This is a genomic window from Mesorhizobium sp. M7A.F.Ce.TU.012.03.2.1, assembly GCF_004006095.1.
Classification (GTDB): domain Bacteria; phylum Pseudomonadota; class Alphaproteobacteria; order Rhizobiales; family Rhizobiaceae; genus Mesorhizobium.
In genome coordinates this window covers 2,653,177-2,676,448 of record NZ_CP034779.1, presented here as the reverse complement: position 1 = coordinate 2,676,448, position 23,272 = coordinate 2,653,177, and the positions used below count along the sequence as shown (strand labels likewise).

Here is a 23,272-nt window from a genome sequence, read left to right as displayed (position 1 = left end):
TGCGTAGCCGCTCGACGACTAACGCTGGCCGGCCGCATGCTGCAGTCGTGCGATCAGGTCGCGGTTGCGACAATAATCTGGCGGAGCATCGGCTTGCTCGTGTTGATCGAGCCAAGTCGAGCACTCGTCCTGATGGCCGCAGGATCGGCAGCGGTTCGCCGCACGATCGGTGACTGCTGCATGGTCCGCCACCACTTTCAACTGCCTGTCGACACCAAGCTTGCGCATCATGCGACCCATCAACGCGACCCTGGCGTCGACTGAAATCAGGTAATCGAGAAAGCTCATCTTGGTCACTCCTGCCTTCTGAGACTCATAGCCATGCAGGCAGCCGACGACTTGATCTCGATCAACAGACGGAGCCGTCGCCAGGCCAAGGCGGCGAAAGGGGTAGAGTGAAGTTCCTGGACCCACCGCCGCGTACTCGACTGCTGAGACGTCGACCCATCAATACGACATGAAGCGGTTGATGCCGCTTTCCTCAATCAGCGAGCGCGTGACCCCGCCGAACGCCCATTCCCGCAGACGGCTGTGCCCATAGGCACCCGAGACGATCAGGTCCGCATGGATCGACCGCGCAAATATCAGCAACTGATCGCCGTCAGCCTCGCCGGCAATCAGTTCGGTTCGTGCCATGATGCCGTGATGTTCCAGAAAAACCGCGATATCGGCGAGACTGTCGCGGATGCTCTCGTCGCGGTCCGTATCGATTGTGGCAACGACGACTTCGTTGGCCTTGGCCAGAAGGGGCAACGCATCTGCTATCGCCCGCCGTGCTTCCCTCGTGTCTTTCCAGGCAACCAGCACGGTTTTCGCCATGACATGTTCGACATTGCTCGCAGCGACCAGGACCGGCCGGCCAATACCAAGTACCAGGCTGCCGACGTCCATTGCACGAAAGACATTTTCCCCTTTCTCGCTGCCGGTGACAATAAGATCGGCGGATCGAGCCGAAATGCTCAGGAAGCGGGTTGGACTGCAAACAGCTTGCCCCCATTCGCTAAAGATCGAAGCAGGAACCAGCCTCTCGAATTCGGCTCGCAGTTCGGCAAGCCGCTTTTCGATTTCCGTGCGCTGGATCTGCATGATCTCGCCTTCGTAGACCATACCGTCGCCAGTCGCGACCAATGGTGGGACATCTGCAGCCGCCAGACCGATGAGACGGGCGCCAAACCGTTCCGCGAGCTCGATCCCCACCTTCACTATGGGCATGGGGGAAGCATCTACCGCGAGGTTCACGATAATCGACTTGTAGGACATTGCAGGCGCCTTTCGCTGGAACCGTCGAATGCGTGATGAATTGCATTCGACAGCTCACGAGGCCTTGATGCACGTCAAGGAACCCGCCAATTGCATCCGGAGGCGAAAACGTCGGCCTCGATCCGTTTTGCGTGTACGGAGAGAAGTGATAGTTAGCCTCTCTTGTAGGCGTATCGAATCCAGGGATCTCAGGTGAGCCAAGACGAAGCGCCTATTTTGTCGGCCGGCGGGATGACGCTTAAGACAGTCTTGTCGCAAATGTTCGGACAGGCTCCGAGCTTCATGGCTCTCATGAGTGAGCCAAATCATGTCTTCGAACTGACCAATACTGCCTACCAACGGCTTATCGGCGACAGGCAAGTGATTGGAAAGTCGGTGCGCGACGCCCTTCCCGAACTCGAAGGCCAAGGCTTCTACGAACTACTGGACCAGGTCTATGAAACGGGTGAACCGTACAGGGGACGGGCCGTGAAAGTCGCGCTTCGCAAGGGCGACGAACCTGCCGAAGAGCGCATTCTCGATTTCGTCTATCAGCCCATCAAGGCCGATGACGGCCGCATCACAGCTATCTTTGTCGAAGGCACCGACGTCAGCGAGCTTTCCTTCGCAAACGCCGCTCTTCAATTGCGCGAAGATCATTTGCGATCGATCCTGGCGACTGTGCCGGATGCAATGGTCGTCATCGACGAACAAGGCCGGATCCAATCCTTCAGCACCGCTGCCGAAACGCTGTTCGGCTACCAGTCAGGCGAAGTCATCGGTCAAAACGTGAAAATGCTGATGCCCTCGCCCTACCGCGACGAGCATGACGCCTATCTCCTTCGCTACCTAACAACGGGAGAGCGCCGGATCATCGGGCTCGGCCGCACCGTGACCGGGGCACGCAAGGATGGCACGACTTTCCCGATGGAGCTTTCCGTTGGCGAGATGCATCCGGGGACCGGACGTTTTTTTACCGGCTTCTGCCGCGACTTGACGGAACGCCACCGCGCAGAAGCAAGAATCCAGGAGCAGCAGCAGGAGCTGCTGCACATGGCGCGGTTCACCGCACTCGGCGAGATGGCCTCGACGCTTGCTCATGAGATCAACCAGCCGCTCACCGCCATCACGAATTACCTCAAAGGCAGTCGTCGGCTGCTTGAGAAGAGCCGCGACGAGAATGCGCCCATGCTTCGGGATGCCGTGGAAAAGGCAGCTGAGCAGGCCTTGCGGGCAGGCGACGTGATCCGTCACCTGAGGGATTTTGTAGCCAGGGGCGAAAGCGAGCGCCAAGTCGAACGACTGCCAATGCTGATCGAAGAAGCCGCATCCCTAGCCTTGGTTGGTGCAAGAGAGATAAATCTCCTCGTCAGCTACAAGCTTGACCCAGTCGCCGAACTGGTCTTGACCGACCGCATCCAGATTCAGCAGGTTTTGCTCAACCTGATGCGCAATGCGGTGGAGGCTATGCAGGACTCGCCGCGCCGCGAATTGAAAGTCACAACAATTGCCCGGGATGATGGGATGGCCGAGGTAAGCGTGATCGATACCGGCCCGGGTCTCGCGCCGGAAGTCTCGGCTCAACTCTTCCAGCCGTTTGTAACCACCAAGAAGCAAGGCATGGGTGTCGGTCTCTCTATTTGCCGCACCATCGTGGAATCGCACGGTGGTCACATATGGGCCGAGGCGATGCCGAGCGGCGGGACCGCCTTCCGATTCACCTTGCGCATTGTGGAGAAGGAAGAGGTCACAAATGGCCGGCAGTGATCTGGTGCACGTGGTTGACGACGACATGGACGTGCGCAAGTCGCTCGGTTTTCTTCTGGCGACCGCAGATTTTGCAGTACGCCTGCACGAATCGGCCACAGCTTTTCTCTCGACGGCAAAGGTCGACCTCGACGGCTGCATCGTCACCGACGTGCGCATGCCGGGAATAGACGGCATCGAGTTCCTGCGCCAACTCAGAATGCGCTCCCATAAGCTCCCGGTGATCGTCATGACGGGCCACGCGGATGTGGCTCTGGCCGTTCAGGCAATGAAGGAAGGCGCTTCCGATTTCATTGAAAAACCGTTCGACGACCAGGTCTTGATCGACGCGATCCGCTCCGCGTTGGCCAACCGCAACCAGGCGAATACAACGCATCCGCAATCCGTTGAAATCCACGGGCGCCTGGCCTCACTTTCGGAGCGGGAGCGCCAGGTTCTGGATGGGCTCGTGTCGGGTCTGCCGAATAAGACGATCGCCTATGACCTGGGTATCAGTCCGCGCACCGTCGAGATTCATCGTGCCAATGTCATGAGCAAGATGGCCGCGGGCAGCCTGTCGCATCTCGTGCGCATGGCGTTGATCGTGGAATCCAAACCCTAGCAAGCGTCCCCGAGAGACTTGCCGTCGTCTGTCGGCACTGTCTTCGACAGCCAGTGCCGCCAATGGGTCGGGCGGATATCGACGCGCACGCCAGTCCCTGCGTGCTTCCAACCCTGCCGGCCTTTTATACAGGGAAATACGAGCGCATGTTCGCCGTCCTCGTCGAAGACGGCGAGTTCGAGTTCGCGACCAAACGGAGCGCTGAGGATCGGCTTCCACATCTCCCCATGATTGGGGGAAGCGGCAAGCAGCGCCTTGATTTAAATCATTTTCCGAAATTGCCGCTTATGCCGCAGCGGGCGAGCGGCAAGCCTGCCTTGATCGCGATCAATGACATCCCCGGCGGCTGGGCCAACAGTCTGTGGGACGATCAATAGACTCAGGAGATCACACATGCTGATCCGCACATTATCCGCTCTGGAATGCACGAAATTGCTGACCGCCAATCGTGTCGGTCATCTGGCATGCGCGAAGGATGGGCAGCCCTACGTGGTGCCGGTGCACTATGCGCACGCCGACAATCATCTCTACGCGTTTTCCATGCCCGGCAAGAAGATCGACTGGATGCGTGCCAATCCGCTGGTGTCCGTCCAGGTCGACGAACACGGTGAAGGACGGGGATGGAGAAGTGTTGTTGTCGACGGGCGGTTTGAGGAACTGCCGGACCGGATCGGCCACAAGCTCGAGCGCGACCATGCATGGTCGGTGTTGAGCAAGCATTCTGATTGGTGGGAGCCCGGTGCCCTCAAGCCGGTGGTGCCTCCGGTTGCGGAAAGCACGCCGCACGTGTTCTTCCGGATCCTGATCACGCAGGTGTCAGGTCGGAAGGCAAGCGAGTGAACTCTTCCACTCGCTCGGTTTCGCAAAGCACGGACCTCCAGCAGGCTGAGCTGTCCTAACCGTGTTGCCTGTCGCGCCAAGATTGGAGGTGCGAGGCACTTGGCGAGGAAGATCCCCGCGCAGATAAGATGTTATCAAGGGCCATGGCGCAGGAAAACCTGGTGGTTTGCAGCACGTGCGGCGGGGTTAACCGACTGCCGCCGGGGCGCAATGCCGGGGGCGCGAAATGCGGAAAGTGCGGGAAACGGCTGTTCTCAGGTCACCCTGAAGACGTCAACGGTCGGGTTTTCGATCACCAGATCACGCGTAGCAGCATCCCCGTTGTCGTCGATATCTGGGCACCATGGTGCGGCCCGTGCAAGATGATGGCGCCGGCATATGAGGCGGCAACGAACGAACTGGAGCCGGATGTTCGCCTGATTAAGCTCAATTCCGACAATGAGCAGGCCGTTTCAGCCAGGCTCGGCATCCGCAGCATCCCGACCATGATCCTCTTCCATGGCGGACGTGAGGTCGCGCGCACATCCGGCGCCATGACAGCGGGGCAGATCGTCAGATGGGTTCGCGACCACCTGCCGATTGCCACCGCCTGAAAGTAGCAAACCATGGATTCGCTGATCGCACGGCTCGGACTTGCACTGGCAATAGGCCTGCTCGTCGGATTGGAGCGCGGCTGGCGGGAGCGCGATGCGCCGGATCGCAGCCGGACGGCCGGAATTCGAACTTTCGGCATATCCGGCCTGCTCGGTGGCATTCTCGCGGCACTGGCCGAGGCGCTCGGCGCGGTTTCCGTGCTGGTAGGTGGCCTCGTCGCCTTCGCCGCAATCTTTGCCTGGTACAAGGCGCGTGAGGCTGCCCATGACAAGGATTTTCAGCGTTACGGGAGTCATAGCGGCCCTTGGCGTGTTCGCACTCGGCGCGCTTGCGGTCGCTGGTGACTTCCGGGCCGCTTCTGCCGGAGGAGCAGCATTGGCGGCGGTCCTTGCCAGTCGCGAAATCCTGCACGGCCTCTTGAAGAGCCTGACCTGGATCGAGCTTCGTTCGGCGCTGATCCTGGCGGTGATGACCGCAATCGTTTTACCCCTGCTGCCAAACCGGACGCTCGACCCGTGGGGTGGCTTCAACCCGTGGGAGGTCTGGTTCCTCACGGTGCTGATGGCGTCGATATCGTTCGCTGGCTATGTCGCCATTCGCGTACTTGGGACCACGCGTGGGTTGCTCGTCAGCTCGCTCACCGGCGCCATCGTCTCTTCAACCGCCGTAACCGTGGCGCTGGCCCGCAACGCCGCGCCGGCAAGCAATCCATCGCCGCTTGCAGGCGCAGCTTCGCTGGCGGCGATGGTTTCGTTGCTACGCGTCTGCGCCGTGGTTCTGATCATCGAGCCGAGCGTGTTCGTTTCGGTCGGCATTCCGGCGATCGCCGCAGCACTCTCCTTTGCTGTTTTCGGAGCATTGCTCATGGCCCGGGATAGCGGAGACCGCGAGGGCGGGGCGATCGCGCGCAATCCATTCGAACTAGGCCCGTTGCTGCTCTTCGCTGTGCTCTTTGCGATTGTCGCGACCTCGAGCGCCGCGTTGGCTGCTCAATTCGGCGAACGCGGCTTGCTCGCGAGCTCGGCGCTCGCAGGCACATTCGATGTCGATGTTTCGGTGCTCAGTGCTTTGCGCCTGGTCAAGCATTCGGTCCCTGTCGAGACAGTGGGCCAGGCGGTGCTCGCGGCGCTGGCAGCAAACGCGGTCGGCCGCCTGTCGCTGGCAGTATTTGCCGGCCCGGTCAGGTTCTGGTTGCCGCTGGCCGGCGCAACCCTGATCGCCGCGACCGCCGGTGCTTGCGCGATGCTGCTGCTGCCGAGCCCGAGCCTCTGAGACAGACCCTCGTGCCTTCTTCGATGCCAATCCAAGGCCAAGTCCTGCCGGCGCTTTATGACACTCCATCAAAGGAGTTCGCCATGGCAGATCTGAAGGATATTACCCCGAAATTCCGCAATGTCCGGCTGTTGCTTGCTCGCGAGAAAGACCACCCGGAAGGTAACCGCAAAGAGGGCTATGACGCGCCCGCTCCATTGACCGGCGACGGCCGAATCGACGCAGACAAGTGGAAATAGCAGAGGGCGTAACCGGGCGCGCACCTTCGCGATCAACGCTCCAGTGCCACCTGGGGCGGGCATCTAGGTAGTTTCCCGTAGGGACATAACCGAATTTCGCGACCCGCGGATTCGCGCGATTGCTGTGTCACGGATCAACCGGGAAAACAGCCATGCACGCCTACACCGCCTCCAGAATTTCGCTGCCGTCACGGACTGCCCAGCCCAACCTGCCGGAGGCTTTCGAGCCCGCACTGCTGCAACCACTCAGCTTCTATCCCGCAGGCGCGGAAATCTACGCCCAGGGCGAGAAGGCCGGAGCCTTCTACCAGGTGGAGTTCGGCGCCGTCCGCGTCTACCGCCTGCTTGCTGACGGGCGCCGGCAGATCAGTGCCTTTCACCTCGCCGGAGAGACGTTCGGCTTCGAGGCCGACACGACGCACCATTTCTTTGCTGAGGCGATCAATTCCACCGGGGTCCGCGTCTTCCGCCTGACGGCTGGAGCGGATATGTCCCATCAGTTGCTGCCCCTGGCGCTCAAGGGGTTGACCAGAGCGCAGGAACACCTTCTGGTGCTCGGTCGCCAGAGCGCCATAGAACGCGTCGCCGCGTTCCTCGTCGACATAGCGGAGCGCCAGGGCGGATTGCGGCAGGTGGAACTACCAATGTCGCGCATGGACATCGGCGATTATCTCGGCCTCACCATCGAGACGGTATCGCGGATCTTCACCCGGCTGAAGGACAAGGGCGTCATCCGCCTGCTCAGCCTGCGCAGCATCGAAATCGTCAGGCATGATGCGCTTCATGCGATGAGCGAATGAGCTGCGCTCCGACTCCTGGATGGTTCTAGCACTTCAGACCAATTGACAGCGGGGCACCAAGAGCAAGATAGCAGCGCGGAGGACAATATTTTTTGCCGCTGGAAGACTGAGGAAACAGCGGGCAAGTCTATCGGCGTTCAGGCTTCGGGAGGAAGGATGGACCGGCACATGGCCACATTGCATGCGAGCCGTGTTCAAGCATCGATCGCATCGGATACCGCTGCAAAATCGGCGCTGGTCGCTTCGTGGCGGCGCTCGGCCTCGTTGCACAGGCTTGATCCTGCAGGCCAGAAGTCACCCCGGCGGTTGACGGACATCGAATTGAGCGTCGCCCGGCAGAAGGTCGAGCCTCTGCTCGCTGCCGCCCAGTCCAGTCTCGACAGGCTCTATCTTGCCGTCGGCGGTGTCGGCTGCTGCGTGTTGCTGGCTGATCGCGATGGTGTCCCGGTCGATCGCCGTGGCGCACCGGTCGACGACGAGACCTTTCATTCCTGGGGCCTGTGGACCGGCTCGGTGTGGAGTGAACACAGCGAGGGCACCAACGGCATCGGAACGTGCCTGGTTGAGCAGCGCGCACTCACCATCCACCGTGATCAGCATTTCTTCACCCGCAACACGCTGCTCAGTTGCACCACGGCACCAGTCTACGATCATTTAGGCAACCTTTGCGCCGCGCTCGACGTGTCGTCCTGCCGGGCCGACCTGACAGAGGGCTTCGTCAATCTCATCGCCATGGCTGTCAATGAGGCCGCCCGACGTATCGAAGCCAACAATTTCCGTATGGCGTTTCCGAAAGCGCGCATCCTGCTGGCACCGGTCGCCGACAGGAGCACGGGCGCGTTGGTGGCGGTCGATGCCGACGACCTTGTGGTCGGGGCGACCCGCGCAGCGCGGCTGGCGCTTGGCATCACGCAGGATTGCCTGGCCAAGCCATTGCCCGCCGCCGACCTCCTGGGCGACGCGCCGGCGGCATCGGAAGACTTGACGGAAGCCGAGCGTTCCGCGATCCAGCGCGCGCTTGCCCGGTCAGAAGGCAACGTTTCCGCAGCCGCGCAAAACCTCGGCATCTCTCGCGCCACACTGCATCGCAAACTCGCCCGGTTCGGCATCCGCCGCCCACATTGATGTTCGCGCCCCGACCTGTCGCAGTTTTGCGACAGGTCGGCCTGGTCCGGCGCCCGGACGGGGCTGACATTGCGGCATCCATCCCGCAACGCTTTCAACCGGAACGTCCGCATCCAGCGGCGTCGCCTTCGGGAGGAAGACATGAACAAGGTAGAATTTTCGCGCGCGGTCAAGGTCCCCTTTGCCAAGCGCTATGGCAACTTCATCGGCGGCAAATGGGCCGAGCCTCGCGCCGGCCGGTACTTTGACAATCATTCGCCGGTGAACGGCCAGCTGTTGTGCGAGGTCGCTCGTTCCGACGCGGCCGATGTCGAAGCCGCGCTCGATGCCGCGCATGCCGCCAAGGACGCCTGGGGCCGCACCAGCGTTGCCGAACGTGCGCTGATCCTCAACCGCATCGCCGACCGCATGGAGGACAATCTGGACCTCCTCGCCCTCGCCGAGACTTGGGACAATGGCAAGCCGATCCGCGAAACGACCGCCGCTGACGTGCCGCTCGCCGTCGATCATTTCCGCTATTTCGCCGGCGCACTGCGCAGCCAGGAGGGCAGCCTCTCCCAGATCGACGACGACACCGTTGCCTATCACTTTCACGAGCCTCTTGGCGTGGTTGGCCAGATCATTCCCTGGAACTTCCCGCTGCTGATGGCGTGCTGGAAGCTGGCGCCCGCGATTGCCGCCGGCAACTGCGTCGTGCTGAAGCCGGCCGAGCAGACGCCGGCCTCGATCCTGCTCTGGGCCGATCTGATCGGCGATCTTCTGCCGCCAGGGGTCTTGAACATCGTCAACGGCTTCGGCCTTGAAGCCGGCAAGCCGCTGGCGTCGTCACCGCGCATCGCCAAGATTGCCTTCACTGGTGAGACGAGTACCGGCCGGCTGATCATGCAATATGCCGGCCAGAACCTTATTCCGGTAACCCTCGAACTCGGCGGCAAGTCACCCAACATCTTCTTCCAGGATGTGCTCGCGGAAGATGACGACTTCTTCGACAAGGCGGTCGAGGGTTTCGTCATGTTCGCGTTCAACCAGGGTGAGGTCTGCACCTGCCCGAGCCGTGCACTGATCCACGAGTCGATCTATGACCGCTTCATGGAGACGGCGCTGAAGCGCGTGCAGGCGATTGTGCAGGGTGATCCGCTCGATCCGGCCACCATGCTCGGCGCGCAGGCGTCCTCGGAGCAGCTCGATAAGATCCTGAGCTACTTCGACATCGGCCGTCAGGAAGGCGCCGAGGTGCTGACCGGCGGCGGCCGCGCCGAACTTCCGGGCGACCTTGCCGGCGGCTATTACGTCCAGCCGACCGTGTTCAAGGGCCACAACAAGATGCGCGTGTTCCAGGAGGAAATCTTTGGACCGGTGGTCTCGGTCACCACCTTCAAGGATGACGAAGAGGCGCTGTCGATCGCCAACGACACCCTCTACGGCCTCGGCGCCGGCATCTGGAGCCGCGACGCAAATCGCTGCTACCGCTTCGGCCGCGCCATCCAGGCGGGCCGCGTCTGGACCAACTGCTATCATGCCTATCCGGCGCACGCCGCGTTCGGCGGTTACAAGCAGTCCGGCATTGGCCGCGAGACCCACAAGATGATGCTCGACCACTATCAGCAGACCAAGAATATGCTGGTCAGCTACAGCCCGAAGAAACTCGGCTTCTTCTGATCACTCCGGCGGCGCCGTCACAGCAGCGAGGTCCGTCTGGACCGCGCTGCTGTGCAGGTCTTCTTTAGCGTTGTGCCGGACGGTCGCAGGTCTAGGAGGCCTCTCGGCCACCCCATCGCAAAAACGGAGATGGAAGAGAAGGAGAACTTTCGTGTGCAGTTATTGTACACGGGCTCTTATAACTATTTGATTTGAGGAGCCGGGTATCAGTTAGCTGGGACACGTAGGTCCCGAACGCATCGGTCGAGCCGTGCCAGCGCAGCTCTTCGACGTTGTCGAACAGCTGAGCGTCGATGCGCAGCGTCGCGAGATTTTTGAACAAAAGCGCGAGCTCTCTACGCTTGCCGAGGGCTTCGGGCGGAAAGCTTTCAAGAGGGCCGTAGCGGCCAAGCAGCCGGGCGGCCGAGACCTGGCCGATGCCTTGGAGGCCAGGGTAGCCATCGGCGGTATCGCCAACGAGCGCGAGGAAATCGGGAATCAGGGCCGGCTCAACTCCGAACTTCTCGCGTACGCCGGCCGCATCGCGAATTTTCTGGGTCCTGCGGTCTACCTGGACCACATGGTCACCGCGCACACACTGCGCAAGATCTTTGTCCGGCGTCCAGATGCAAACCTTCTGCACGCGCTCATCGGCTGCCGCGCTGTGTGCCGCGGAGGCCAGCGCGTCGTCGGCTTCCAGCTCGATCATCGGCCATACCGCCACTCCCATTGCCGCCAGCGCCTCCTCAAGGGGGTGAAACTGCGCCAGCAATGCCGGCTCGATGCCATCCCCGGTCTTGTAACCGGGCCAGAGCTGATTTCTGAACGATTCAATTACATGGTCGGTAGCCACCCCAATGTGTGTGGCGCCATTCTCGATCATCTCCAGCACTGTGTTGAGCACGCCCACGACTGCGCCAAACGGCTTGTCTTGCCCGTTGTTGAACCTGCGTTGGCCATAGAAGTGGCGAAACAGTTCGTATGTGCCGTCTACTACATGAACGATCATCGCGGTCCTCAAGTAACAGCATCGGCCCGTTCTGCCAAAGCTAAACCCACAGTTGGCCTTCTCCAAAAACAGCGCGGCTTCCGGCAGCCTCCAACCCTCGGACGTGCAGATAGGCCTCAGTGCCGTCCAACATTCACAGCGGGGGCAATGGACAGGATTTGGATCGCTTTCTCTTCGGAAGGGGCTTCCGAGCCACTTTCAGCGGCTGCGGCGGAAGCCGCAGTAGGAAACCAGGACGCTTCAAGATTCAATAAAGCCGCCAACTCATTGAGTTGGGGATTTATTGATTGCGGGGGTGGATTTGCACTACGAGCTCCAGACTATGAGTTTCTTGCCAGAATGCTGCGGCCTCAGAGCGCGGCCGTTCTGCGCCCTGCCCTCCTCAAGCCCGACAGGCACCTGTCGAACGCCGCGTAGAGGCGCAGGGGCCTCTTTGATAGTGAGCGCACGGTCGTCCGAGGGATCAACGTAGTCCAGTCCTGACGGGCCGATCGCGATGATGAGTCACATATTCGCCCGACTTGGCCCAGCGGCCGCCGGTTGCGATTGGGCGACGGTGTCGCGCTGGCAAAACGGCTGCAACAGACCGTCGCAGCCGCCCTCTCGCTATCTGGCAACTGCGACAGCACACTAGCGTCCGAACCCCCACTTAATCAGGGGATCCATGAACCATGTTCGGCGGGCATACCATGGTATCGCCGATACCATCGTCTACTGGAGTCCTCGGAGCCCTGGCGGCACGTTGGAGGCATTCCGCATACCCCTCCAAAGGAGGCTCCAAATGGACGCGAAGACCACAGCTACGCAAATCCGCCTGACCCGCCAGTCCCCAACCTACTGGCGCGTTGCCATCAACAATTCTCCCCTCAACGTTATGGGGCCTGAGATGGTCCGTCAGTTCCAGGACCTGATAGATAGCATCGAGGCCGATGAAAATCTCAGAGTGGTCGTTTTCGATAGCGCCGTTGACGGTTTCTTCCTCAATCATTCCGACTTCATGGCGCGCCTCGAGGATCTGACCTCGATGCCGCCCGGTCCTACGGGTTTGCCGCCATGGCCGGATTTCCTCGTTCGGCTGACCCGCGCACCCGTTGCATCAATTGCGCTCATCCGCGGCCGCGCGACGGGTAACGGCAGCGAGCTGCTGCTCGCCTGCGACATGGCTTTCGCCAGCAAGGCGAATACGGTCATCTCGCAGTGGGAAGTTGGTGTGGGCATGGTCGCCGGCGGTGGCCCGATGGCCCGTCTGCCTAACCTTATCGGCCGAAATCGCGCCATGGAGGTGTTGCTGAGCTCGCACGACATCACCGCCGACCAGGCCGAAGCTTACGGCTACATCAATCGCGCTCTCCCCGACGCAGAGCTCGACGCCTACGTGGGTGCGCTCGCGACTCGCATCTCCAGGTTCGACAAGTGGGCCATTGCCCAAACCAAGCGCCTGGTAAACACCAGCTTGCCGCCCGACGTCGAGCTCGGCTCCGGATGGGAGGCGTGTATCGCCTCGCTGGGGCGTCCCGCGGCTCAGACCGGCATCAAGGCGTTGACCGAGAAGGGCTTCCAAAGGCCGGGAGATGTCGAAAACCGACTCGGATTCCACCTCGGCGAGCTACCCAACCAAGCAGCTCCATGAACCTCCCAGAAGAAGGAAGATCAAACCGCCGGGTGGCCACAAATCCAGTCTGTGGTAACCCGCTGCTCACCCTGCGCTCGGTGCCATGAAGACCACCACCCGACAACGAAAGGATGTTCAGATGAAAATCTTGCTCGCAAGCCTGGCAATCATTGCGGCCACGTTCGGCAGCGCCCTGGCGCAGTCCGACAAACCCACCATCGTCCTGGTTCACGGCGCCTTCGCCGACTCTTCGAGTTGGAACGGTGTCATCGAGATTCTTGAGAAGGATGGCTTTTCCGTCGTGGCGGCAGCCAATCCGCTGCGAGGCGTCAGGAGTGACGGAGACTATGTCGCCGGCGTGCTTTCCTCGATTGCAACGCCAGTGGTCCTCGTCGGCCATTCCTATGGCGGATCGGTGATCAGCGATGCGGCCCATGGCCATGCCAATGTGAAGGCGCTGGTCTATGTCGCCGCATTTGCGCCGGAGGTGGCTGAAACCGCTGCGCAACTTGCAGGAAAGTTTCCAGGCAGCACGCTGGGCGCGACACTCGCGGCTCCTGTCACTTTGTCAGGCGGTGGAAAGGATCTCTACATCCAGCAGGACAAGTTCCACGATCAATTCGCCGCCGACGTCCCCGTCACGCAAGCCAAACTGATGGCCGCAACGCAGCGGCCGATCGCCGAAGCCGCCCTCAACGAAGCGCAGGCCAAGGCTGCCTGGAAGAGCATCCCAAGCTGGTTCATCTATGGCGGCGCGGACAAGAACATCCCGCCGAAAGCATCTGCTTACATGGCGAACCGGGCTCACGCCCGCGAAACGGTCGCAATCAAGGACGCTTCGCACGTTGTGATGGTATCGAACCCCGAACCCGTAGCACGGCTGATTGAGAATGCCGCTCGTGGGATATCAAAATGAAACGTTGACGTGAGTCCCAGCCGATCCTGGTTCAGCCGGTTGCCTCGGTTCCCTATCACGGTGTGGATGGGCTCGCCGAGCCTGTCACGGAAGCCGCAGTCACCCTCGACTAGCAGGCAAGGGGTTAAAGATAAGCAGTTCGGCTCTGGCTTTGAAAGCCAAAGGACCAAACCGGGACGAATCGGTTCCTCGATTCGCCAGCGAAGCCGAGAAGAATGCCCGGAATCGAAGGCTCTCAACGCCAACATCAAGCTGGACGCGAAATTGCTCGCATGACTGCCTTGATAGAAGGTTCAATCCTATGGCTCATCAACCCGACCAGTCCGAATTCAGGGTGATCCTGCCCGAAGAGATCGCGTGGGAGCCGTTCCCCGCGTTTCCAACCGGAGCTCGTCTTGCCGTTGTTGTCGGCCATCCTACACAAGCCGGCCCTTACGTCATCAGGGTCAAAGTGTCCGGCGGTACAAAGCTAATGCCGCACAAGCATCCGGAAGACCGTATCTACACCGTGTTGTCCGGTGTATTTTACATTGGTCTCGGCTATACCTTCAATGGGGACAAGGTAAACGCTTATCCGCCAGGAAGCGTAATTGTTCTCCCGGGCGACACCTGGCATTTCCATTGGGCTAAGTCAGGAGAATATGTCACGCAGGTCACAGCTATCGGCCCGCTTGGCCTCGAATATCACGATCTGCAGGATGACCCGCGTCATCTGCACGTCAACGTCACCATCGACCGTGTTGGGCATCGAACGCCCCCTAGCCGCGCGTGAAAGGATGTCAGCGGGCATGATCATTTCTCGAATTGAGAGCATTCCGCTGAGGATCCGCGCGACGCGCCTACCCGCCGATCTTGTCGCGGTCTAGATTGAGCGCGTCAGCCATTCGAACCAGCTCCGCGTAAGTACGGGCGCCCATCTTGTGCATTGCCGCACCACGATGGATTTTGACGGTGATTTCGCTGATACCGAGATCGCCGGCCACCTGTTTGTTCATCCTGCCGGCAACCACGTGAGACATGACCTCCCGTTCGCGTCGGGTGAGAGTCTCAAACCGCTTTCGGATTTGCGACACATTGTCGTCGAGGGCTCGTTTTTGCTTGTCGCGTTCGATCGCGGCCATAACGGCGTCAAGCATGTCCTGATCGCGGAACGGCTTCGGAAGGAAGTCAACAGCACCGAGTTTCATCGCTTTTACGGACATCGTGATGTCGCCGAATCCAGTCATCATTACCACCGGCATGCCTATCCCAATCTGGGTGAGGTGATTCTGAAATTCGATCCCATTCATATCCGGGAGCCTGACGTCGAGTACGATGCAGCCGGGCCGGCTAGTCAGCTTCGCAGAGAGGAAGTCGTTCGCCGTAGAATACGTTTCCGACTGCAGTCCCACGGATTCGAACAGACCGACCAACGCTTCGCGCATAGAAATATCGTCGTCGACGATGTGCACGACCGGGTTTTGCAGGGTCTCGACTCGCATTGATGTGCTTATGCGCCTCAGGGTGCCTAATATGTAACACGGATCACAACCGGGTGCTGATTGCACTTAGGTATCGGACAACAGGATCCGCCTGCCACGGTCTCTGCAATAGCTCAGCGGGCTAAGCCGTTTGACTGCTTAGCGGGCGTTGATGGACTGCAACCTTCATCTCCCTGTGCCCTCTGCTGCCTCTGGTAACGTTAGCCGCCGACAGACATAGCCGCCGTGTTCCGTCGGCTTGCTATTGGATCGGGCCTCGCTAGAGACGGGAACGTATATGGAAGCTGGATCGGACGAAGCTAGTACTGCGTTCCCAACGTGCAGTGGTTCGCTTCTATAACACTGTTGTATGATTTCAAGGCGCGCCGGACCGATGCAAAACAGGGTTCCCGTTTCGGCCTTCATTCGGGTAGGATGCAGTGTGCCCAAGGACATTGAAATCGCAGTTATCGACGACGACCCGTCTTTCCGAGTTGCACTCGTGGAATCGTTGGCTTCTCTCGGCTATCGCTGTGGGGGCTACAGTTCGGCAGAAGACTACCTAAGTTCAGTTGGAGAAAAGGTGTTCGACTGCATTGTGACCGATATCCACATGCAGGGTATGAGCGGGTTTGATCTGGCACAGCGCCTCGGCGTGCTCGGCTTGGTCACGCCAGTGATATTGATTACAGCTCGTTCGGAAGCATATCTGGCCGCGAGGGCGTCCACGGTTGGGGCCGTGTGCTTGCTCAGAAAGCCGTTCAGGACTAGCGACTTGGTCAACTGCATTGAAACTGCTGTGCGAGGATCGACCAATTAGCTTTACGCCAGGTCCGATCGCGCCCGAGGATCGGCCGGGCCAAAATGCGCCAATGCGCTGTATGCCTTTCGATTTTCACGATGCGGCACGGACTTGCGCTCGCGCTGCCTGGTGTGGGATTATTCGCTGGAGGTGGCGGCCGCCTTGCTCGATAAAAGTGGCTTTCGTATCGCTTCGGATGGTCGGGCGTTGTGGGAAACGCGGTAGGGCCGATGTGTTCTTTAGTGCGCGGAAAGATTGATGAGCGTGGTGTCAGTTAGAAAGATGCCCCCCCAACGAGCGGAATGGCGCTCGATGAGCAGCCTACTGCACAAGCTCAGGGCAGCGGGCTGTTCTTTTCATTATCGTTGCCATGCTTTTTCGAAGTGCCGCGAGTTATCCTCTGCTCGTGCAACGCTTCGCAGGTGATTTGGTGAGAACGCAGGCTTCGAACGCGGCAAATGCCGGGTGAAAATGAGGTGATCCCATGAAAACAGGTCTGTCAACAATTGCAGTGACCGCCCTTTGGATGCTGGCGGCCGGAGAGGCTTTCGCTCAACAGAAGCAAATCTTTGCGCTCGTTCCCAAGAGCATGAACAACCCATTTTATGATCAGGCGAGGGACGGTTGCAAGAATGCGGAAGCGGACTCCAAGGGCGCCTTTGAATGCATGTACGTTGGACCAAGCGAGCATGGCGGTGGGGATGAACAGGTCCAGATTGTGCAGGACCTTATCGCTAGGAAAGTGGACGGCATTGCCGTGGCGCCTGCCAATGCAGCTGCGATGGCTGTCGCCCTACAAGCCGCAAAAAATGCTGGCATTCCGGTGCTTACCTGGGACTCTGACGTCCTTCCCGAAGACAAGGCTCTGCGCCTAGCCTACATCGGCACGAACAATTACGAGATTGGCGTCGCTGTCGCTCGGATCGTCAAGACTGTTAAACCTGATGGTGGAACGCTGTGTATTCAATCGGGCGGCGCGGCGGCTGCCAATCACAACGACCGCATGAAGGGTATCCGTGACACGCTGGCCGGCAAAGTCTCCGCCCAACCGCCGGGGGATAGATTAACGGGCCAGGGCGGCTGGAAAGAGATCGACGGCTGCCCACTCTATACAAACGATGACTTCCCATTGTCGGTCCAGCAATTCCAGGACGTGATGGCGAGGCATCCTGCCCTGGACGCGTTTTTACCGACGGCGGGGTTTGCAGAATCGCTGCCGGACGCTAATCGTGCGGCAGTTGCGCCCTACAAAGATAGGATCGCTCGGAATGAGTTCGCGCTGGTGGTTGTCGACACTCTGCCGGTCCAAATCGAGCAAATGAAAGAAGGCCTGTCCTTAGCGCAGGTCGGCCAGCGACCTTTTGAGATGGGCTACAAGACAATGTACGCGCTCAAGACGATCAAGGACGGCAAAGCGCCCCCCGCCGATCCGACCTATACGAGCTTGGACGTGTGTACGCCTGCCAATGTGGATACGTGCATCTCAAAGTAGCAGCCGAACAGCAGTTACTCCGCAGGCAGGAGTGGGACCGTGAACTGAAAGACTGCGCCTCTGGGTAGGTTTGCTGACGCCCATAGCTGCCCCCCGTGTGCTTCGATAATTGTGCGGCAAATTGGGAGGCCCATCCCCAAGCCGGTCGGCTTTGTGGTATAGAAAGCGTCGAAGAGCCTCTCGTAATTGGTTGATGCTAAACCCGGTCCTGTATCGGCGACGAGGACGAGCACACTTTGTGAATCCGTGCTGTTCGTCGCGATATGCAGTTCACGCGGCTCCTCGTCCGAACTCGCCATCGCTTCAGCTGCATTGATTATCAGGTTAAGAATTACCTGCTGAAGCTGAACCTTGTCTCCTTGGACAAGAGGCAGACCATCTGCGAGCCGCGTCAGCAAGGTGACTCCGTTTTTAGTCATTTCGCCCTGAGTCAGAACGATGACCTCCCGTATCGTTTCGTTGATCTCCACGCCCACCATGCTCGGTGGTTCTTTTTTGATGAGAGCCCGAATTCTGCCGATAACGTCTGCGGCGCGCCGGCCATCGTCGGCGATGCGGCCTAGTGCTTCGCGGGCTTTTTGAAGATTTGGATTTTCAGCACCAAGCCACCGTAGAGCCGTTTCTGCATTGGTAATTGATGCTGCAACTGGCTGGTTGACCTCGTGCGCGATGGAGGCAGACAATTGCCCTATAGCTGCTACGCGATTTGCGTGCTCTAGCTCGTACTGCGCCTCCCGGCGTCTTCGCTCGCTTTCGCGCGCTTCTGCCTCAGCACGTTTGCGCTCGGTCAGGTCGACGACGAAGGCAACGCCCTCGTCTCTTTGTCCACCGAAGGCGGCCTCACCTATTAGCACCGGCACTCGGCTGCCGTTATTTGTGCGGAATTCCCGCTCGTAGGCGTGCACAATTCCGGTCGTACGCAAGGCCTCTGCTGCGCGCTCGTCGTGTTCGTGCCATTCTCGCAAAGTCAAGTCCGCCCAAGATAGCCCGTCCGGACGAAGATCTGCCTTGCGATAACCGACCATCTGCAGGAAGGCCTCATTTGCTTCAATGATCCTGCCTTCTGAATTCCAGATGAAGATTCCCACGATGTTTGCGTCGACCAAGCGTCGAATTTTGGCTTCGCGTTCCTCGATTTCGACGTACAGCTGCATATTCTCGAGAGATATCGCGGCCTGCGAGGCCAACAATTCGAGGATGGCAACGCGGCTCGGCGTGAAAACGCGCGGCGACAGGTTGTTTTCCAAATAGAGAACGCCGATTAGCTTGCCCTGCTTGATCAGAGGCAGACAGAGTATCGATCGCGAACGATGGCGCAGAACATATTGATCGAAGGAGAATTGGTCCTCGGAAGATGCGTCATCAAGAATGATGCTATTGCGAGTGCGTATGACATATTGGACTATTGTGTCAGGCAACGCGATCCCGACCAGGTCCGTCGCCGACATTCGCACCGCGATTTCATTGCCGGAGGTCGTTGCGTCTGCCTCAACTCTTGACTCTTCTCCTCGCAGGAGAATCAGAACACCGCGCACTGCGCCGGCGTGCTCGATTGCAGTGCGCATGAGCGTGCCAATGAGCTTCTCGGGGACGATCTCACTTGAGACGGCCTCGGAGAGCTTGACGATCGTAGCGAGATCAAGATGCTGGATGGCAGCTCTCATCGTGCTCGTAGAGTTTACAGGTGACTCTCCTTGGACCAGTTTTGGAAACTTATCTTCGAGTTGCCGAACCTTGCCGTCGGCTCCCCATCGCAGATAGCAATAGCGAGCATTCCTCAGGTAGAGATCGGATATCTCCTCAAGGCCACGGTCGGCATAGAATTTCGCAGCCTGTTCATAGGCGATCGCCTCGTTATGAAGAAAGCCATTTGCGCGCGACGAGTGGATCGATTGCTCGTATAGGCGTTGAGCATCCAGGTCTAAACCTTTTAACCGGGCAATCTCCGCGCTTATCAATGCGGCACGATTTTCGAAGGTCTCGCGGCAGTTCGCCACCCACGCTTCGAGCTTCCGATGGTGAAACTCCAGTGTCTCAAGTAGATGTGGAGAGTACGCCGAGGAGGCCACAGGCCGCCCCAACGTTGGCGAAACGGCATCCCCGGCCGGAACTGCGGTCGCGCTTGCCGCAAGCGACAGCGCAACATAGAAGTGATACTCGGCCTCTTCGAAAAACCCTGCCACCGTCCACAGCTTTGTCTGTGCGTTCATCGCGGCATCAAGGGCGGATCTATAGTCTCCAGCAAAAAAGCGGGCTTGGAGTTTTCGAATCCAGTATACTGCCGGATGGGGTGTGTGTTGCTGCTCCATGAAAGCTTCACTGTAGTGTTCGCCGTCAAGACAACCGAACTTTTTAGTCAAGCCACGCAGGGTCTTTACCAAGGCGAGTTCCGTTTCCTGCACACTGATTTGGTGTGCGAAATGCGTCTTCCGGGAGAATTCAAGCCCGACTTCGGCCTGCACCTGTGCATCCGCGAGCGGTTCGCCCGCAGCTATAAGGTTCGCATTCAGGATGTCAAAACTGTATACCGCGACGCTCAGATCGCCGGTAGCGATGGCTGCGTCGAATGCCCGGTGCGTTAGCTTTCGACAAGCTGTCGGGTGACGAGCCCACGGTAAAACGAACTGTGCCAGCCAGTGAAACGTGCGTGCTTGGAACCGCGTGAGGCCGCGCTGCTCAACGAGGTCGTAGGCGAGTTGCCCGAATTGGAAGGCCGCTTGATAGTTACCGAAGCGTGGTCCCCCGACGGTTCCGAAATGGACATAAGCGACGCATGACGCGTCGCTGTGTCCCCGCTCGAGGCTCAGATTGATGACGCGACAAACGGCCATTGCGAGAAAGTTCGCGTCGATAAGTGTGACTGTTGGGAAGCTCTTTGTCAGAACGTCGAGTGTGGATAGAGCCTCGGGATCGCTCATCAATGGCAAGTCGATGAGATCCTCGACCTTGCGATCCCCCAGCAGCGACCATATTCGATCGTACTCACGTCGTACATCTTCATCGGTCGGATGAGGCGACCATTCGATCCCGAGATGTAGCAGGTAATCGAGACATACCGACACGACGCGATCCGTTTGGTCGAGAACCGTGTAGAGGTCAATTCGCAAACACTCGACAATTGCTCTTTCGACCGTGTTCGCAGCCTTCGACGCCAGTGTCGACAAGCGCATGTCGGAGGCCGTCGTCTGACCGGTCAGAAACTCGCATTCCGCCCGGTTAATTTCCAGAGCGAATGCGAGTTCATGCAGCCGGTCCCAGCAATCGGCGGGCAACAAGGCGGCCCCTGCCGTCAAATACCCGAGCGCCGAAGCATAAGCCGTCGTGGCCTTGGCGCGGCGCCCAGCAAGCAGGTTGTATTCGGCCAATTGCTCGCGCTCCGCTGACGACGACACCAGATCGACACCGCGATTAAACTGATTGACGATATCAAAGATCGCCTGTTCGCGTGTTTCCACCGGCGTATTGGCTACGAGTAATCTCCCAATCCGCAAGTGAGTAGCTGCGCGCGACTTCACCGATACCAGCGAATAGGCGGCCTCCTGGATGCGGTCATGGACGAATTTGTATGCGCCGTTGACGTGCTCGACCAATTCCAACCTTATGGCGTCCCAGAGATGGTGGCGAACATCCTCATCGGATTTTTCGAGTGCGATTGAAAGCATTGCGGTCTCAGCGCGATCGCCGAAACACGCAAGTTGTTGCAGCGCTGTCTGAGTATCAACGGGCAGCCGGCTCAACTTCTCGACCATCAGGTCTATTATGTTGTCAGAGTACTTGCGGGCATGAACTTGGTCGAGGTTCCAAAGCCAAGTCGCCGCGTTGCGATCGAACTCTAGCAACCCGTCGTCGGCCAGTGCGGACAGAAACTGAATCACGAAAAACGGATTACCTCCTGTCTTCTTGTGAACCAAGCGGGCCAGCGTTTGGGCGCGGGCGAAGTCGCAGTCGAGTGCATCCGCAATCAGACGACCGACATCGTTGCGAGCGAGCGGAGCAAGCTGGATCTCCTCGATGGCTTTGCCAGCGCTCCGTAGAGTGGTGAGCATGCGTTTAAGCGGATGGGAGGGACCAAGTTCGTTGTCACGATATGCGCCTATCAACAGGAGGTGCCGCGTTCCGGAGTCCGCGGCAAGGTGTTCAAGAAGGTCGAGCGACGCTGCGTCCATCCATTGCAGATCGTCCAGAAACAATGTTAGCGGGTGTTTGTCGCTGGCGAACACAGCGATGAATCGTTGAATGACAGCCTGAAATCGCGTCCTTGCCTCGCGGGGCGGGAGGTCAGGCACGGGTGGCTGCTCGCCAATGACGAATTTGAGGTCGGGAACCAACTGCAAGATCAGTTGAGCATTCTGACCAAGAGCTTCACTCAGAGCTTCACACCATTGGTCAAGTTCGACCTTGGGTTTGCCGAGCAGCGGTCGAACGAGACTCTGAAATGCCTGGGCAAGGGTTGCATATGGGATGTTGCGCTTGTTCTGGTCGAATTTGCCGGACGTGAACATGCCGTGCCGCAGAACCATCGCTTTCTGTAGTTCGTTCACAAGCGAAGACTTGCCAATTCCGGAATAGCCGGACAGTAGAACAAGTTCGGCGGTGCCCATCGCAACCACCCGATCGAATGCGGCGAGCAATTGACGAGTTTCCGGCTCACGACCGTACAACCGTTCCGGAATGATCAGTCGATCGGGGATATCTCGTGTGCCCAAAGCGAAAGGCGTGATCGTGCCCGTAGACGTCCATTCCGCTTCGCACCGCCGCAGGTCTGCCAAAAGGCCGAGGGCTGTCTGGTAGCGCTCGTCGGCGGTTTTTGCGAGCAGCCTCATGACTATTGCGGAGAGCTGCGGCGGTATCGTATTCAAAACCGCGCTAGGTGCTACAGGCTGGCGTGCAATGTGACAATGAATCCATTCAGCCGGCTCAGTCGCCGAGAACGGCAGTTTTCCTGTAAGCATCTGATAGAAGGAGACGCCGCACGAGTAGAGATCGCTGCGCGAATCGATCGAGCGATTCATCCTGCCAGTCTGCTCAGGTGCCATGTAAGCTAGCGTGCCTGCAATAACCTCCGGAGGAGCCGCTTGGCGCTCGCGTGGCAGGCGGGATGCGATCCCGAAACCCGTTAATCGGACTGCCCCGGTGGCGGAGTCGAACAAGAAGTTGGTGGGCTTGATGTCTTTATGAATAAGACCGGCTTTGTGCACACTTCCGATTGCCTCAACGATCGCAATGGCGACTCGGAGAAATCTTGCGATTTCCATCTGAGTGCCGAGGCTTGGGCCGAATGATTCGCCGCCCGGGTCCTTGAAAACAAGCATTGTTCGGTCCTGATCGCGCACCAGTTCCAGCGGACGCACAGTTCGCTCGCCATCAAGCACGTCCCTCAGGGAATATTCATGGGCAAGCCGGTCGAGAACGGATTTTGTCGGGTGCTCAGAAGCAGGAAGTGCGACCAGCACGCTGGTTTGTTCTCCCTCGACGTTGTCAAACCATCCTCTGCAAAAAGCGAGGCCACCGTCCTCCCACAGGACCCGGAGCTCGCTGACTCTGCTCATGCCCGCCCGAAAAGACAGTTCCACCTAAAACTCCCGCATTGGCGCGCGGCATCGGATCGCCAAAACTAGCATCACTGTGCGCCCCGACGCACGAGTTCATTTGGCAGTGTGCCAACAGCCGGAACATGCGACAAGCAAAGCCATTCCGTAATTTGCTGACACGTTCAAGCGTGTGGCCTCCCGGGCACACAATTGTGAGCCACTGTCTCGCCAGGCAATGGCCTTTCCAGGCACGGCGGGTCGTACGCACTATCCTGTAGCTCTATTCAACCATGCCGAATTCACCATCATACGTTGGTGTTAAGAGTGCTTTCCGA

The 23,272-nt window shown here is 59.2% G+C and carries 19 protein-coding genes and 1 pseudogene; 15 read left to right on the top strand and 5 right to left on the bottom strand.

What is annotated here, in order from left to right; translation table 11 throughout:
- Positions 1-18 precede the first annotated feature (18 nt).
- Positions 19-288: a DUF6455 family protein gene (locus EJ079_RS12890; protein WP_127809161.1), complete on the bottom strand. Its 270-nt coding sequence runs from the start codon at positions 286-288 to the stop codon at positions 19-21.
- Between the two features lie 159 nt (positions 289-447).
- Positions 448-1,260: a universal stress protein gene (locus EJ079_RS12885; RefSeq protein ID WP_127809160.1), complete on the bottom strand. Its 813-nt coding sequence runs from the start codon at positions 1,258-1,260 to the stop codon at positions 448-450.
- Between the two features lie 231 nt (positions 1,261-1,491).
- Here EJ079_RS12885 and EJ079_RS12880 point away from each other — a divergent pair, with 231 nt between their 5' ends.
- The 10 genes and pseudogenes from EJ079_RS12880 to adh all read left to right on the top strand — a co-directional run bounded on the left by EJ079_RS12880 (position 1,492) and on the right by adh (position 10,136).
- Positions 1,492-3,006 carry a PAS domain-containing sensor histidine kinase gene (locus EJ079_RS12880; protein ID WP_245481896.1) on the top strand — a complete coding sequence of 505 codons (1,515 nt, stop codon included), beginning with the start codon at positions 1,492-1,494 and terminating at the stop codon, positions 3,004-3,006.
- Entirely contained in the window at positions 2,993-3,607 is a 615-nt protein-coding gene (gene fixJ / locus EJ079_RS12875) for a response regulator FixJ (protein WP_127809158.1), read from the top strand. The genes EJ079_RS12880 and fixJ overlap by 14 nt, the downstream gene beginning before the upstream one ends.
- A 146-nt stretch (positions 3,608-3,753) precedes the next feature.
- Positions 3,754-3,984 carry a hypothetical protein gene (locus EJ079_RS33295; protein WP_164873785.1) on the top strand — a complete coding sequence of 77 codons (231 nt, stop codon included), beginning with the start codon at positions 3,754-3,756 and terminating at the stop codon, positions 3,982-3,984.
- A 16-nt stretch (positions 3,985-4,000) separates the two neighbouring features.
- Positions 4,001-4,447: a pyridoxamine 5'-phosphate oxidase family protein gene (locus tag EJ079_RS12865; RefSeq protein ID WP_127397235.1), complete on the top strand. Its 447-nt coding sequence runs from the start codon at positions 4,001-4,003 to the stop codon at positions 4,445-4,447.
- 143 nt (positions 4,448-4,590) lie between these two features.
- On the top strand, positions 4,591-5,040 hold the full coding sequence (gene trxC, locus EJ079_RS12860) for a thioredoxin TrxC (protein WP_127809157.1): 450 nt from the start codon (positions 4,591-4,593) through the stop codon (positions 5,038-5,040).
- Positions 5,041-5,052: 12 nt separating this feature from the next.
- Positions 5,053-6,313: pseudogene (locus tag EJ079_RS12855) on the top strand (MgtC/SapB family protein).
- An 83-nt stretch (positions 6,314-6,396) separates the two neighbouring features.
- The gene (locus EJ079_RS33290; protein WP_164873688.1) at positions 6,397-6,552 is read left to right on the top strand and encodes a hypothetical protein; all 156 of its coding nucleotides are present in this window, start codon (positions 6,397-6,399) and stop codon (positions 6,550-6,552) included.
- Positions 6,553-6,704: 152 nt separating this feature from the next.
- Positions 6,705-7,352 (top strand): helix-turn-helix domain-containing protein, encoded by a 648-nt coding sequence (locus EJ079_RS12850; RefSeq protein ID WP_127809156.1) that lies wholly within the window; start codon positions 6,705-6,707, stop codon positions 7,350-7,352.
- Between the two features lie 156 nt (positions 7,353-7,508).
- Complete coding sequence (locus EJ079_RS12845; RefSeq protein ID WP_127809155.1) at positions 7,509-8,477, top strand: helix-turn-helix domain-containing protein; 969 nt, start codon at positions 7,509-7,511, stop codon at positions 8,475-8,477.
- 141 nt (positions 8,478-8,618) lie between these two features.
- The gene (adh, locus tag EJ079_RS12840) at positions 8,619-10,136 is read left to right on the top strand and encodes an aldehyde dehydrogenase (protein ID WP_127809154.1); all 1,518 of its coding nucleotides are present in this window, start codon (positions 8,619-8,621) and stop codon (positions 10,134-10,136) included.
- 91 nt (positions 10,137-10,227) lie between these two features.
- On the opposite strand, the gene EJ079_RS12835 is transcribed toward adh, so the two are convergent.
- On the bottom strand, positions 10,228-11,124 hold the full coding sequence (locus EJ079_RS12835) for a 5'-3' exonuclease H3TH domain-containing protein (protein ID WP_127809153.1): 897 nt from the start codon (positions 11,122-11,124) through the stop codon (positions 10,228-10,230).
- Positions 11,125-11,905: 781 nt separating this feature from the next.
- On the opposite strand from EJ079_RS12835, the gene EJ079_RS12830 reads away from it, so the two are divergent.
- The 3 genes from EJ079_RS12830 (at position 11,906) to EJ079_RS12820 (ending at position 14,424) form a co-directional block, all read left to right on the top strand.
- Positions 11,906-12,754 (top strand): enoyl-CoA hydratase/isomerase family protein, encoded by an 849-nt coding sequence (locus tag EJ079_RS12830; protein WP_127809152.1) that lies wholly within the window; start codon positions 11,906-11,908, stop codon positions 12,752-12,754.
- Between the two features lie 121 nt (positions 12,755-12,875).
- Positions 12,876-13,652: an alpha/beta hydrolase gene (locus EJ079_RS12825; protein ID WP_127809151.1), complete on the top strand. Its 777-nt coding sequence runs from the start codon at positions 12,876-12,878 to the stop codon at positions 13,650-13,652.
- Between the two features lie 301 nt (positions 13,653-13,953).
- On the top strand, positions 13,954-14,424 hold the full coding sequence (locus EJ079_RS12820; RefSeq protein ID WP_127809150.1) for a cupin domain-containing protein: 471 nt from the start codon (positions 13,954-13,956) through the stop codon (positions 14,422-14,424).
- Positions 14,425-14,491: 67 nt separating this feature from the next.
- On the opposite strand, the gene EJ079_RS12815 is transcribed toward EJ079_RS12820, so the two are convergent.
- Positions 14,492-15,133 (bottom strand): response regulator transcription factor, encoded by a 642-nt coding sequence (locus EJ079_RS12815; RefSeq protein ID WP_127809149.1) that lies wholly within the window; start codon positions 15,131-15,133, stop codon positions 14,492-14,494.
- 421 nt (positions 15,134-15,554) lie between these two features.
- Here EJ079_RS12815 and EJ079_RS12810 point away from each other — a divergent pair, with 421 nt between their 5' ends.
- Entirely contained in the window at positions 15,555-15,932 is a 378-nt protein-coding gene (locus tag EJ079_RS12810; protein ID WP_210214663.1) for a response regulator, read from the top strand.
- Positions 15,933-16,398: 466 nt separating this feature from the next.
- Complete coding sequence (locus EJ079_RS12805; protein ID WP_127809147.1) at positions 16,399-17,406, top strand: substrate-binding domain-containing protein; 1,008 nt, start codon at positions 16,399-16,401, stop codon at positions 17,404-17,406.
- Positions 17,407-17,420: 14 nt separating this feature from the next.
- On the opposite strand, the gene EJ079_RS12800 is transcribed toward EJ079_RS12805, so the two are convergent.
- Positions 17,421-22,979 (bottom strand): AAA family ATPase, encoded by a 5,559-nt coding sequence (locus tag EJ079_RS12800; RefSeq protein WP_348629735.1) that lies wholly within the window; start codon positions 22,977-22,979, stop codon positions 17,421-17,423.
- Between the last annotated feature and the right edge of the window lie 293 nt (positions 22,980-23,272).

Coding starts and splice junctions, on each gene's coding strand:
- EJ079_RS12890 (WP_127809161.1), bottom strand. CDS start 288: ATGAGCTTTCTCGATTACCTGATTTCAGTCGACGCCAGGGTCGCGTTG.
- EJ079_RS12885 (WP_127809160.1), bottom strand. CDS start 1,260: ATGTCCTACAAGTCGATTATCGTGAACCTCGCGGTAGATGCTTCCCCC.
- EJ079_RS12880 (WP_245481896.1), top strand. CDS start 1,492: ATGACGCTTAAGACAGTCTTGTCGCAAATGTTCGGACAGGCTCCGAGC.
- fixJ (WP_127809158.1), top strand. CDS start 2,993: ATGGCCGGCAGTGATCTGGTGCACGTGGTTGACGACGACATGGACGTG.
- EJ079_RS33295 (WP_164873785.1), top strand. CDS start 3,754: ATGTTCGCCGTCCTCGTCGAAGACGGCGAGTTCGAGTTCGCGACCAAA.
- EJ079_RS12865 (WP_127397235.1), top strand. CDS start 4,001: ATGCTGATCCGCACATTATCCGCTCTGGAATGCACGAAATTGCTGACC.
- trxC (WP_127809157.1), top strand. CDS start 4,591: ATGGCGCAGGAAAACCTGGTGGTTTGCAGCACGTGCGGCGGGGTTAAC.
- EJ079_RS33290 (WP_164873688.1), top strand. CDS start 6,397: ATGGCAGATCTGAAGGATATTACCCCGAAATTCCGCAATGTCCGGCTG.
- EJ079_RS12850 (WP_127809156.1), top strand. CDS start 6,705: ATGCACGCCTACACCGCCTCCAGAATTTCGCTGCCGTCACGGACTGCC.
- EJ079_RS12845 (WP_127809155.1), top strand. CDS start 7,509: ATGGACCGGCACATGGCCACATTGCATGCGAGCCGTGTTCAAGCATCG.
- adh (WP_127809154.1), top strand. CDS start 8,619: ATGAACAAGGTAGAATTTTCGCGCGCGGTCAAGGTCCCCTTTGCCAAG.
- EJ079_RS12835 (WP_127809153.1), bottom strand. CDS start 11,124: ATGATCGTTCATGTAGTAGACGGCACATACGAACTGTTTCGCCACTTC.
- EJ079_RS12830 (WP_127809152.1), top strand. CDS start 11,906: ATGGACGCGAAGACCACAGCTACGCAAATCCGCCTGACCCGCCAGTCC.
- EJ079_RS12825 (WP_127809151.1), top strand. CDS start 12,876: ATGAAAATCTTGCTCGCAAGCCTGGCAATCATTGCGGCCACGTTCGGC.
- EJ079_RS12820 (WP_127809150.1), top strand. CDS start 13,954: ATGGCTCATCAACCCGACCAGTCCGAATTCAGGGTGATCCTGCCCGAA.
- EJ079_RS12815 (WP_127809149.1), bottom strand. CDS start 15,133: ATGCGAGTCGAGACCCTGCAAAACCCGGTCGTGCACATCGTCGACGAC.
- EJ079_RS12805 (WP_127809147.1), top strand. CDS start 16,399: ATGAAAACAGGTCTGTCAACAATTGCAGTGACCGCCCTTTGGATGCTG.